Source organism: Chondromyces crocatus (assembly GCF_001189295.1).
In the GTDB taxonomy this organism is placed as follows: Bacteria; Myxococcota_A; Polyangia; order Polyangiales; family Polyangiaceae; genus Chondromyces; species Chondromyces crocatus.
Genome location: NZ_CP012159.1, coordinates 7,134,776 through 7,146,687, shown reverse-complemented (window position 1 = coordinate 7,146,687; position 11,912 = coordinate 7,134,776). Strand labels below are relative to the sequence as shown.

The 11,912-nt window shown below is 70.7% G+C and carries 7 protein-coding genes; 5 read left to right on the top strand and 2 right to left on the bottom strand.

Features of this window, described 5'->3' with window-relative positions; translation table 11 throughout:
- Nucleotides 1–40: 40 nt before the first annotated feature.
- Nucleotides 41–3,373: a DUF2169 family type VI secretion system accessory protein gene (locus CMC5_RS26060; RefSeq protein WP_050432949.1), complete on the bottom strand. Its 3,333-nt coding sequence runs from the start codon at nucleotides 3,371–3,373 to the stop codon at nucleotides 41–43.
- A gap of 1,196 nt (nucleotides 3,374–4,569) precedes the next feature.
- Between CMC5_RS26060 and CMC5_RS26055 the strand changes: the two genes are divergently transcribed.
- The 4 genes from CMC5_RS26055 to CMC5_RS26040 all read left to right on the top strand — a co-directional run bounded on the left by CMC5_RS26055 (nucleotide 4,570) and on the right by CMC5_RS26040 (nucleotide 10,343).
- Entirely contained in the window at nucleotides 4,570–6,150 is a 1,581-nt protein-coding gene (locus tag CMC5_RS26055) for a cytochrome-c peroxidase (RefSeq protein ID WP_245677765.1), read from the top strand.
- Between the two features lie 95 nt (nucleotides 6,151–6,245).
- Nucleotides 6,246–7,340: a metallophosphoesterase gene (locus CMC5_RS26050; RefSeq protein ID WP_050436143.1), complete on the top strand. Its 1,095-nt coding sequence runs from the start codon at nucleotides 6,246–6,248 to the stop codon at nucleotides 7,338–7,340.
- Nucleotides 7,341–7,360: 20 nt separating this feature from the next.
- Complete coding sequence (locus tag CMC5_RS47830; protein ID WP_245677764.1) at nucleotides 7,361–8,098, top strand: hypothetical protein; 738 nt, start codon at nucleotides 7,361–7,363, stop codon at nucleotides 8,096–8,098.
- Nucleotides 8,099–8,291: 193 nt separating this feature from the next.
- A complete protein-coding gene (locus CMC5_RS26040) occupies nucleotides 8,292–10,343 on the top strand; it encodes a S9 family peptidase (protein ID WP_082362799.1) in 2,052 nt (683 codons plus the stop codon).
- 67 nt (nucleotides 10,344–10,410) lie between these two features.
- Here the strand turns inward: CMC5_RS26040 and CMC5_RS26035 are convergent, their stop codons facing one another.
- On the bottom strand, nucleotides 10,411–10,851 hold the full coding sequence (locus CMC5_RS26035) for an organic hydroperoxide resistance protein (RefSeq protein WP_050432948.1): 441 nt from the start codon (nucleotides 10,849–10,851) through the stop codon (nucleotides 10,411–10,413).
- A 249-nt stretch (nucleotides 10,852–11,100) separates the two neighbouring features.
- Here CMC5_RS26035 and CMC5_RS26030 point away from each other — a divergent pair, with 249 nt between their 5' ends.
- The gene (locus tag CMC5_RS26030; protein ID WP_063796350.1) at nucleotides 11,101–11,895 is read left to right on the top strand and encodes a thioesterase II family protein; all 795 of its coding nucleotides are present in this window, start codon (nucleotides 11,101–11,103) and stop codon (nucleotides 11,893–11,895) included.
- Nucleotides 11,896–11,912: the final 17 nt, after the last annotated feature.

Below are 11,912 nucleotides of genomic sequence, written 5' to 3'. Positions count from 1 at the left end.
ACCTCCTGAGGCTCGGCATGCCGACCTCCTGAGCTTCGGCTCACCAGCGCAGCGCGATCGGCGTCTCCCGCGCGATGGCCACCACCCGCAGCGCCGCCGGGTGGGTCTCGTGCTGGTCTGCCGCGAGGTGGGCCTCGGCGATGACCCGCACCGTGAAGTGCTGGAACATGGGCAGCTTCTCGGCGACCGCCTCGGGGACGTAGGTCGGGATCGGGCGGCCTCCGGTCGCGGGCTGGAGCAGCCCACGGAGGTGCTTCCCTCCGAAGACCAACCGGCGCTGGTAGCGGCGCTTCTCCAGCAAGGCCCGCTCCGCCTGCGCCTCGACCGTCGCGTAAGGCTGCGCGCGCTTGCCTTGCCCGTAGGTCTGCTTGATCCGCGTGAGCAGCCCCTCCACCGTCGCCGAGGCCGCGAGCAGGTCCGGCTCCTTGAGGAACTCCCGCGCGGCCTCCAGCGTCGCCCTCAGAATCTCGTCACTGCCTGCGATCGGCGACACGGCGGAGACCGTGGCCTTCAGCATCTCCACCTCGTCGAACGGGAGCGAAAGCTCCCCTGCGAGCTGCACCATCGGCGGCACGAACCGACCATCGTCGCGAAGCGACCCGCGGATCGTGTCGCGGAGCTCGTCGGCGTTCAGCGCCCCCGCGTGCGCCAGCACCTCGAACACCTGGCGCCGCTCCTCGCCGGCCGCGGGCTCCTGCTCCAGCGCCGGATCGTCGATGTCCGGATCGTGCGGCTTCTCCAGGAGCGCGTCGAGCAGCGGCTGCCAGGAGCGCTGTTGCCGGATCCGCGCCACGGACTTCGGATCGAACCAGAGCAGATCGAGCGCGTTCCCGGGTTCCACGCGCGTCGCAGGGCGCGCGAGCGGCGCAGAGGTCGACGCCTCCCCCTCGGCGCGGGCCGCCGCATTCGACGCCGCGATCGACGCCGCTGCGGCCGCGTTCGACGCCGCGAGCGGGCTGAGCGACCCCAGGCTCCGGCCGGGGCTCGCAGCGTGCCCATCGGCCGAGGTGCCTTCGCCGCCTGACAGCGACTCCCCACCACCGTGACCGAAGGCCGACGCCATCACGGGCGCAGGAGGCGGGACCGCCGACGGCTCCGGGTCCGGGAGCTTGGGCTTGGCCCACACGGGCGCCATCGCAGCGTTGGATGCCGCCATCGGGCTGAGGGCGGGCATCCCTCTGGGAGGCGGAGGATCGGACGCATCGAGGCTGGACCCCATGCTCGGCGCCCCACCGAACGACGTGCCGGGAACCGAGGTGGCAGGGCTCGACACGCCACCGAACGGCGCCGCGGGCCCAGCCGTGGCAGGGGGGACCGCGAGGGGCGGAGGCACGGGAGCCGGCATCATGGGCGCGGCCGTGATGGGCGCGGCCGTGATGGGCGCAGGTGCCATGGGCGCGGTCGTGATGGGCGCAGGTGCCATGGGCGCGGCCGTGATGGGCGCGGGCGCGGCGTACGGCGGAGGAGACGCGATGGGCGCCGTGGCAGCGTACGGCGGTGACGTGGGCGCAGCCGCGACGCCCGATCCTGTCTGGAAAGCCAGCGCCGTCGCCTGGGCCGTCGGAGGCAGCGGCAGCGTGACGGGCGGCGCCGAGCCTGGCGCGACGAGCGGCGCGGGCGGCGCCGTGCCTCGCCCTGTCTGGAAGGGCAGCCCCCCGCGCGGCGCCGCGGCTTCCGGCGCAGGCGGCGCGCCTGGCCTCGTGAAGGGCAGGGCGCCGTCGTGATCGCGGGGCGCGGCGGGCTCCGGTGGCCGCGGGGCAGGGCTCTCTGGGAAGGGGAGCGCCGCCCGGGCATGATCGTCGAGCAGGAGCCCGGAGAGATCCACCGTCTCGGGGCGCGAGGTGAGCTGCGACGCGAGGGCAGGATCCTTCGCGGGTCGCGCGCCCGGCCGCGGCGCCTCGCTGGGCCGCGCGACCGACCGCGGTGGCTCCGGTGGCCGTGGCGCCTCCGAGCGGCGCAGCGCCTCCTGCGGCCTTGGCGCCTCCGAGCGGCGCAGCGCCTCCTGCGGCCTTGGCGCCTCCGAGCGGCGCAGCGCCTCCTGCGTTCGAGGCGTCTCCGAGCGAGGCGTCTCCGAGCGAGGCGTCTCCGGCGGCCGCGGTGGCTCTGGCGGTCGCGGCGCCTCCGTGCGGCGCGGCGCGGCGTGCGCGGCGTGCGCGGCGTGCGCGGCGAGCGAGGCGTGCGAGGCGTGCGAGGCGTGCGCGGCGTGCGAGGCGTGCGCGGTGTCGAGGCGGGCGCCGAACGACCGCCCCGGGGCCTCGCCCTCTGCCGCCTCTCCGAGCGACGCGGTGGTCGGCCCGTCCTCGCTCGCGTCCAGATCCTCGTCGAGATCGAACTCCTCGTCGGAGAGCGCCATCGTCGTGTGGGCGCTCTCCGAGCTCCAGGACGCCTTCGCCTCTCGCGCACCGCTGGCGAGCTGTCTCGGATCGGCCCAGGTGATCGGCGCCCCGGGGCGGTCGACGCCGACCAGGATCTGCGCCCCCTCGAGCGCGGCCTCGCTCGCGACCTGGAAGCTCTCCCGCCACACGAGCGTGCAGCGTTCGGCGTCGCCGTCGATGCGCACCGTGTCGAGCCGCAGCTCCAGGATCTGGCCTTCGCTCAAGCCCGACGTCGCGAGACCATGGACCCGCGCCAGGCCGCGCGCGCCAGGGAGGCGCGTCCGCAGCCGCGGCTGCGTGGGGTGTAGCCCCTCCAGCACGAGCCAGGCGTCGCTGCGGAGGCTCTGGAGCCGCTGATCGCGGGGCGCTGCCTGGAAGTACGACCAGTCGAGACCCTCGGCGATCTCCATCGAGGGACGGTCGAGCGCCTCGGCGAGGTTCGGCCCCAGCAGCCGCTTGCGGACGGGAAAGCTGCGCGACAGCGGGCCGAAGCCGGCCGGCGTGCCAGGGTGCGCCGGGTCGAAGTGCCAGGGCCGCTTCGTCAGCGCAGGGGACGGCGTCCCGAGCGGGTTGTCCGGCGCGTCGGGCCCGCCGTAGGTCTGCTCGTAGCCCAGAGACGCTTTCCGGAAGCCCCCTTCGCCTTGCACCCGGAGCTGCTTGTCGAGGACGGCCCGCCCCTCCTCGAAGAGCGCGAGCCGCACCGTCGTCGCGTTGACCGGCGCGCTCTGCGGCGCATGAGCGTGCCCCGTGAACAGGACATCGACGAGCCCCAGGTACGGCACGAGATCGCTCGTGGAGAGGACGCTGCGCGCGGGGCTGTTCCCCTCGTACACGTCGCTCCGCAGGATCGGCTGCGGCTCTGCCGGCGTCATCTCCGCCTCGGGGGCGAACGCGAACGTCGCCTTGACGATCACGGTGAGGTGGAGCTGGTTTCTGGCGCGCCAGGCGACGGTCGCTGCCTCCGTGCCAGGGCTTGGGTGGACAGCAGGCATGGCCATGATGCGGTGATCTCTACCACGCTCCCTCGGAACAGGGGATGGGAGTGCGGGCGCATCACGCGCCGACGGACCTCACGGCGTGGTCGTGCTCGGATGGGAGATGGTGGCCACGTGGGCAGGATCGCCGAGGAAGCAGGTGTGCCCGTGGCTCTCGTCGAGCCAGGTGGTGCGCCGAAGTCGCGCCGTCACGAAGAGACCCGCGTCGCCCCTTCCGACTCCACGTCACGGAGAACTGAAGCTCGCCACCGTTCAGACACATCTCTCCGATGCAGCGCTGGTCCAGTCCGCAGGCAGCCTCGCAGGCGTCGGTCGTCGTTTCGGTCGTCGTTTCGGTCGTCGTGCTGGCCTCCGTCTTCGCGTTGCTCTCGAGCGTCAGAGCCGGCGTGCAGCTCGCCGTGAGCAGGGACGCGAGTGCCAGCGAACCCACGAGGCCTTGAGACGACCGTCGGACGAGGCTCCGGATTGCCCGTCGTCGTGGCGGAGCACCGGAAGCGGCGCATCCGTTTCCTCGGAGGAGCTGAGCCCGAGTGGAGAACGCCGATGTCACAGCGCACCAGCGGAGCGAGAGACCACCGCAGCGTGGGGCTTCCTGCGGAGCCGTTCGAGGGCGGGCGCCATCGCAGGGCGATGGACTGTGAACGGATCGGGGGGAGCGACTCAGGAGATTTCTGAATCGCGAAGTGAAAGGGATAGACGCGTGTCAGGAGTTCTCTGAATTTTTGACTCATCGGGGTCAGCTGATTCAGGAGATTTCCTAATTTTTAACTCATCGGGGCCAGCTGACTCAGGAGATTTCTGAATCGCGAGGTGAAAGGGATAGACGCGTGTCAGGAGTTCTCTGAATTTTTAACTCATCGGGGTCAGCCGACTCAGGAGATTTCCTAATTTTTAACTCATCGGGCTCAGGGGACGCTCGGGAGGTTCCGCGTCGCGAATGCCCGACCCCCGAAGGCCGGCCAGTCGCCTCGTCGGCGTGCGCGGCGCTCGCTCCACCGCCCTCCCGCCATCTCCCGATTCCCCAGGTGCTCCGCCCACTTCCGCTCGTGAGCCCTGCACCCCCGGCGCTTCGCCGAGCGCGACGGCCCCCGTTCCCCCGAGAACTCATCAGGCCGAGCTCGAGCTGATTTTCCGGCCGGATCGTCCGACGCGCCGCGACGACACGAACGAATTGCCCGGGTCCAGCATCGAGGAGGATCATGGGTAGCGCGCGGAGCGATGGGAAGCCGGTCGGCGGGGCGGGGCCGCTCGCGTGGGCAGCGCCCCTCGCAGCGATCGTCGTGGGGGCCGTGTTCGGCTGTCAGGCGACACCGAAAGCCAGTGGACCTGCGTCGTCGAGCGTTCAGGCCGAGGGGCGCGGGCCAGGCCCTGGTGGGCCCGACGAGACGGCCGCGGGGAGCGGCGTCGGCGCGACCGGGAAGGGAGGCACGTCGGACGCGCAGGCTCCCCACGGGACGGACGTCGCGGGACAGATCCCCGGCTCGGTCCCGCGGACGAGCGGTCCCTCTCCTGCGGCCGGGCCGCCGCGCATCGAGGTGGAGCGGAGCGGACCGCACGGCGCGATGGAGATGAAAGAGCAGGAAGCGCAGCTCTCGAAGAACCTGCCTGGAGAGGTCAGCGCGGCGGCGCCCCCGGGCGTCGACCCCACCTTCTGGGGCTTTCTCATCCCGCGTGACAACGCGCTGAACGCGAAGCGGGTGGCGCTCGGCAGGAAGCTCTACTTCGACACACGCCTCTCCCGGGACGGGAGCGTGGCCTGCGCGACCTGCCACGACGTGAGCCGCGGCTTCACCGATCGACGCAACGCCTCCGAGGGCATCGGGGGCAAGGTGGGCCGGAGGAACGCGCCGACGACGCTGAACGCCCTGTTCTTCCAGACGCAGTTCTGGGACGGGCGCGCCGCCACCCTGGAGGACCAGGCGAAGCTGCCGATCATCAACCCGATCGAGATGGGTCAGCCGGACGGCGCCGCGGCGGTGAAGGCCATCGCCGGAGACGCGCAGTACAAGGCCATGTTCCAGGAGGCGTACGGGCGGGCGCCGAACTACGACGACATCGGCCGCGCCCTGGCGGCCTTCCAGCGGACGCTGGTCTTCCTCGACGCGCCGTACGACCGGTTCGTCGCGGGTGACCCCCGCGCCCTGTCCGAGGACGCCAAGGCGGGGCTCGTGCTCTTCAACGGCAAGGCCCGCTGCGTCTCGTGCCACCAGTTCAACGGGGCCAGCCCCATCGGGACGAACAACAAGTTCCACAACGTGGGCGTCTCCGCGCGGCACCAGGACTTCGAGAAGCTCGCCCAGAGCGCCATCGAGGCGCTGTCCAAGAACGACTCGCAGGAGACCATCGACCGCCTCGCCCTGGAGACCGATCTCTCGGAGCTGGGCCGGTTCGTGGTCACGCGCAACCGCGCGGACATCGGGGCCTTCAAGACCCAGCAGATCCGTAACGTCGGCGTGACGTCGCCGTACATGCACGACGGCTCGATGCAGACCTTGTGGGACGTTATGGACCACTACAACAAGGGCGGGGAGGCGAACGCCTACCTCGACGGGGGGATCGAGCCGCTGAACCTCAGCGAGCGCGAGATCGACCAGGTGGTGGCGTTCCTGTTCGCGCTGACCGATCAGCGCTTCGTCGCGGAGAACCAGGCCGAGGTCACCCGGCAGCGCGCGCTGGCCCAGAAGCAGCGGCCGTTCCGGGACACGGCGGTCGCGACCCGCAAGGTTTTTCAATTCGAGTCGCGCCTCGGCAAGGGCGGCGCTCCGACCACGACCAAGTGAGGGACACCATGGCGCGAGGACCGAAAGAGCAGCGCGGCGACGAGGCGGGCGAGCACCTGCCGCGAGGGCCGATCAAGAGCGTCGAGACGAAGTACATGGAGGAGCGGGCGTCGGCGCTCTCGGCGCTGGGGAAGCTCGACCGGCGGGCGTTCCTGAAGGTGTCGCTGGCGACCGCGGGCGCGGCGGCCGCGTACGGGCTCGTCAACCCGCATTCGTTCCAGCCGATCCGTGTCGCGGAGGCGCAGACGGGACCGGGGGGGAAGGGCGAGCCGTTCCGCATCGCGTACATCTCGGACTCCCACCTGTACGAGCGGAAGCTCAACGACCGGTTCGTGAATGCGCTGATGCGCGCGGTCGAGGACGTGAACGCGCTGAGCCCGGCCCCCGACTTCGTGCTCTACGGCGGGGATCTCGCGCAGCTCGGGCAGCCCAAGGAGCTGGAGCTGGGGGCGCAGATCCTGAAGAACCTCAAGGCCCCCGTCCGGATGATGGTGGGGGAGCACGACTGGTATCTCGACATGGGCGAGAAGTGGCGCGAGCTGTTCGGGGCACCGAACTACTCGTTCGACCACAAGGGTGTGCACTTCGTCGTGCTGAACAGCGTGGTCGAGAAGGACTTCTGGACCGCGCGCAAGCTGACGCCGATGGAGCGGATGCGCACGGTGGCGGGCCTCGACAACGCGCAGCAGAGTTCGTTCACGGTCGGCGAGGAGCAGCGCACCTGGCTCCAGAAGGACCTCGCCAAGGTCGCGCCGACGACGCCGCTCATCGTGTTCTCCCACTCGCCGCTCTACAAGCTCTACAAGCCGTGGAACTTCTGGACCGACGACGCCGAGGAGGTGCAGGCGATCCTCAAGCGGTTCAACAAGGTGACCGTCATCCACGGGCACACGCACCAGATGCTCACGAACCGCGTCGGGAACATCCACTTCCACGGGATGCTGTCGACCGCGTGGCCCTGGCCCTACGCGCCGGAAGGCTTGCCCGAGCTGACGGTGCAGATGGGTCGCCCCGATCCGTTCGATCCGCAGGACGGGTGCGGTGATGGGCAGATCAGCGTCCATGCCGACGGGCTCGTGGACAAGCTCTACAACCTCTGGAACCGAAACCCGATCACCGTCGAGAGCAGCTACCTGGCTTCGCGCGGGACGAAGAGCAAGCCCCCCGCATCCCCACGGGTCCGCTACTGACCGAGGAACGAGAGGTACCGATGAAGACGCGCCTTTCCTTCGTCCTGCTCGCCGCCACGCTCGCTGCAGCCGCGTGTGGTGGCGCCATGTCCGAGCCTGCGGCTCCCGAGGGGTCCGATCGACGCGGGGAGCCGCCCGTCACAGGGACCCGACCCGGGGACGAGCACGCGCCCACGTCTCCTGGAGGTGCTGCACAGAGCGCGGACGGGATCGACGTGCTGCTCTGCGACGGCAAGACGCGGGCGACCTTCGCGACCGGGACCCCCGGGAACGAGATCGCGTCGGCGCTGATGAACGAGTGGATCCGCAAGAACCCGGACGCGCACTGGGAGACGAACGTGCGGGCGAGCAAGGGGCTCCTGCACCCGGCCTCCGAAAACAAGGAGCTGGTCGGCACGTCCCAGGGGCAGACCTACGGTCGCGTCAGCGAGCAGGACGTGGCCATGTGGAAGACGGAGACCGAGCGGCTCGCGCTCGCAGGGTCGCGCGTGTTCCACAGCGCCGACGAGCTGGGGAGCACCGTCGCCGTGTCGTGCGACATGTGCCATCCCCACGCCGAGAACACGCACCCGGAGACGTACCCGAAGTTCCAGGCGCAGCTCGGGCGCGTGGTGCTGCTGCGGGACATGATCAACTGGTGCATGCAGCACCCCGTCCGCGCCGAGCCGCTGAGCGCCGACGACCCCCGCATGCGCGCGATGGAGGCGTACATCTACGCGCAGCGCCGTGGGAAGACGCTTGAGTACGGCAAGCACTGAGGGAAGCACGAGAGCGCGCGGGCTCCGGTCCTTCGTGGACCGCGCGCTATGAGCGCGGAGGAGAGCGGGGGAGTGGATCGCGCGCTCCCGTCCGCGCTGGTGGTGCGCCCAGCGAGGTGCCTGGGAAGGCTCCGGCGAGGGGAGGCGGGTCGTCCGGCTTGTGACGCCGGGCTGCCGAGGGGTAGGGTCTGGCATGCGTTGCCTCTCCCGCTCCGGTCCCCGACTCTGTCTGCTCGGCCTGGCCGTGGCGCTGTCGGCTTGCGCGACGGCGACTGCGGACGTCGCTCCCTCGGGGCGACGTGATCGCGCGGCCGAGGAGGCGCGCCCTGGCCCGGCCGTGACCTCGGCGCCACCCGCGGATGCGCGACCCGATGTCCCCGCCGGGGCGGACGCGGTGCGTGACGCGGCGCTCGCCGAGCGCGTGGTGCCGCTGCTGGACGCGTTCGTGAACAGCGAGGCGAGCTTCAGCCCCGACGGGAAGACCTTGCTGTTCAACTCGAACCGTCACGGGCTCCCGCAGCTCTACGTGGCCGAGACCTCACGTCCCGATGCGCCAGCGCGGCGCCTCGTCTCCACCAAGGAGCGGATCTCGGACGGGGTGATCACGCCGGATGGCAAGGGGGTGATCTTCCTGTCGGACAAGGGACTGGACGAGAACCTGTCGATCTTTCGCGTCGATCTCGGCGGCAAGAACCTGGTCGAGCTGACGCCGGGCGAGTCGCTGCAGCGGACGATGCCCATGCTGCCCGACGGGGCGCCAGGCACGATGGTGTACTCGGCGCGCGCAGCGGCGGACGTCTCGTCACGCGTCATCGTGCAGTCCACGAGTTCCGGTGGAGTGCCGCGGGTGGTCTACACGGCGCCGAAGCCGGCGGTGGTGACGGACGCGCGCCGTGACGGCAAGGAAGCCCTGCTCATCCAGCTCACCTCGAACAGCGACATGACGCTGTTCGTCGTCGATCTGGGGAGCGGGAAGGCTCGGGCGATCTATCCCAAGGAGGGGATGGCCACGATGGGCTATGCGCGCTTCTCGGCCGATGGGCGCCGGGTCTTCGTCGCCACGGATGGCGGTGGAGAGGCGGGCCTGGTGCTGGCGCTCGATGCGGCCACGGGGCGGGAGCTCGCGCGGTACACGGAGGAGCACCCCAGGACGGCGAAGGCGGCCGAGCTTGCCGTCTCCAGGCGAGGCGACCGGGTGGCGGTGCGGATGAACGCGGGCAACCGCTCGGAGGTGCGCTTGCTCGATGCGCAGAAGCTCACGCCAGCAGGCACCGTGGCGCTCCCGCTGGGCAGCGGGACGCTGTCGGATTTTTCAGCCGATGGAAAGCGGCTCGGCGTCTCGTGGTCGACCCCCAGCGCGCCGGCCGACGTGATGGCCGTCGACACCGCGAGCGGCATGGTGAGCCGGCTGCGCGACGAGCCACGGCCCTCGCTGGCGGCGCTCCCTCCGCTGGAGGCCTCGATCGTGGAGGTGACGTCGTTCGATGGGACCCGCGTCCCGGTGAACGTCTACCTGCCGCAAGGCGGTGCGTCGCGTGGCGCGCTGCCCGTGCTCGTGCTGGTGCATGGCGGGCCCGCCGACTCGTCGGAGATCCGCTGGAGCACCGCCGTGCGGTACTTCGGGAGCTTGGGGTATGCGGTGGTGGAGCCGAACGTGCGGGGCTCGACCGGGTTCGGGCGGGCTTACGAAGAGGCCGACAACGGGCGGAAGCGGCTGGACGCGCTCGCGGATCTCGGGGCGGTGGCGCGCTGGGTCGGGGAGCAGCCGTGGGCCGATCCGGCGCGTCGGGTGGTCATGGGGGGCAGCTACGGGGGCTACATGGTGCTGCTCGCCCTGACGCGGCAACCGGAGCTGTGGCGTGCGGGGGTCGACATGGTGGGCATCTCCAGCCTGCGCACGTTCCTGAAGACCACGACCGGGTTCGTGCAGGAGGTGTTCAAGGTCGAGTTCGGGGATCTGGAGAAGGACGGCGCGTTCCTCGACTCGATCTCGCCGCTCGCCGATGCGGACAAGATCGTCGCGCCACTCTTCGTCTACGCGGGGGCGAACGATCCGCGGGTCCCGCTCGCCGAGTCGGACCAGATCGTGCTGGCGCTGCGGCGGCGGGGCGTGCCGGTGGAGTACATGGTGCGGGACGACGAGGGCCACTCGCTGGAGCGGCGGGAGAGCCGGATCGCCTTCTATGCCCGCGTGGGTCGCTTCCTGGAGAAGCAGCTCGCGCGGGGCAAGGAGGGAGCGCCGTGAGGGGAGGGGAGGCTGGGCGTCGCGCGGCGTGGTCGTCACCAGCTCCACGCCGCGCGCCGGGCTGGCTTCACGCGACCTTCAAGTTGACCACGATGTTGCCGCGGGTGGCATTCGAGTAGGGGCAGACCTGGTGTGCGGCCTTCACGAGGGCCTCGGCCTGATCCTTGGGGAGCTGCGGGATGTCGACGACGAGTTCGACCTCCAGGCCGAAGCCCTGGCCGACGTTGCCGATGGTGACGTGGGCCGTCACCGCGATGGGGCCGGCGTTGATCTTCTGCGCCCGCGCGACGTGCGCCGCCGCGCTGCCGAAGCAGGCCGCGTAGCCGGCGGCGAAGAGCTGCTCCGGGTTGGTCCCCGGGGCGCCGCTACCGCCCAGCGCCTTGGGGGGGACGATGGCGAGATCGAGCGTTCCATCATCGCTCTTCGCCCGACCATCACGGCCCGACGTCGCGGTGGCCACGGCGGTGTAAAGGCGCTTCTCGAGTACGGTGGGGCTGTCGCTGCTCATCGGAATCTCCTTCGCTGGCTCGTTCGCCAGGCCCGGAGTGTTAGCCCACAATTGTCCTGGTTGCACTGGCTCGGTTCGACGTGTGCACCGTGTCGAGATGGGCTCGTCGCAAAGCTGTCATGGGCTCGAACGAGGGCTCGGCCGATCCTGTCCTTGCGGTCGATTTGCGTTCGACGTGCGCGCACGCCTACGGCAAGATGCGCGGCCATTCGACCTCGTCGGGTCGGAGGTCTGGTGACGGGTTTGTCGATGAGAGGAATTTCCAGCACCGCCAGCAGTGATGTGAACCGATGGCTCTGGCGCCCTCGTCCCCTCGCTGCGCCACGCGCACGCCTGCTCTGCATTCCGTACGCGGGCGGGAGCGCGACGAGCTTCAGGACGTGGCCGACGCGTCTCCCTCCCGATGTGGAGGTGCTCTGCGTGCAGCTCCCCGGGCGAGGGATGCGGATGGGCGAGTCGTTGATCCGGCGCCTCGACGAGGTCGTCGGCGTTCTCGGGCCGCTGGTGCGGGATCTGCCGGGCGCAGGGCAGACGCCGCTGGTGATGTTCGGCCACAGCATGGGCGCCATCCTGTCCTTCGCGCTGTGCCGCTGGCTGCGCGCCGAGGGGGCGCCGTTGCCTGCGCGGCTCATCGTGTCGGGCCATCGCGCGCCGCACATCGTCGATCCCGAGCCGCCGAAGCATCTCCTCGACGATCCGGCGCTGATCGCGCGGTTGCGGCACTACGGGGGGACGCCCGAGGAGATCCTGCGCGAGCCCGAGCTGGTCGAGCTGATGCTGCCCATCCTGCGCGCGGACTTCGAGCTGCTCGCGACGCACCCGCACGTGCCGGCGCCGCCGCTCGACCTGCCCATGCTCGCGCTCGGAGGGGCCGACGATCCGAACGCGCTGCCGCCCGCGATCGAGGCGTGGCGGGAGCATGCAGGGGGCGAGTTCGCGTTTCAGATCTTCCCTGGCAGCCACTTCTTCCTGCACAGCGACGAGGCGGCGGTGCTCTCGGTGATCAGCCGGGAGCTCTCCAAGGTGTCGGTGCCTTCGGCCTGAACGAAGGTGGCGGTGCC

Excerpts from the sequence above, each read along its gene's own strand:
- CMC5_RS26035 (WP_050432948.1), bottom strand. The coding sequence starts at position 10,851 with ATGAGCAGCGACAGCCCCACCGTACTCGAGAAGCGCCTTTACACCGCC.
- CMC5_RS26060 (WP_050432949.1), bottom strand. The coding sequence starts at position 3,373 with ATGGCCATGCCTGCTGTCCACCCAAGCCCTGGCACGGAGGCAGCGACC.
- CMC5_RS47830 (WP_245677764.1), top strand. The coding sequence starts at position 7,361 with ATGAAGACGCGCCTTTCCTTCGTCCTGCTCGCCGCCACGCTCGCTGCA.
- CMC5_RS26050 (WP_050436143.1), top strand. The coding sequence starts at position 6,246 with ATGGAGGAGCGGGCGTCGGCGCTCTCGGCGCTGGGGAAGCTCGACCGG.
- CMC5_RS26040 (WP_082362799.1), top strand. The coding sequence starts at position 8,292 with ATGCGTTGCCTCTCCCGCTCCGGTCCCCGACTCTGTCTGCTCGGCCTG.
- CMC5_RS26055 (WP_245677765.1), top strand. The coding sequence starts at position 4,570 with ATGGGTAGCGCGCGGAGCGATGGGAAGCCGGTCGGCGGGGCGGGGCCG.
- CMC5_RS26030 (WP_063796350.1), top strand. The coding sequence starts at position 11,101 with ATGAGAGGAATTTCCAGCACCGCCAGCAGTGATGTGAACCGATGGCTC.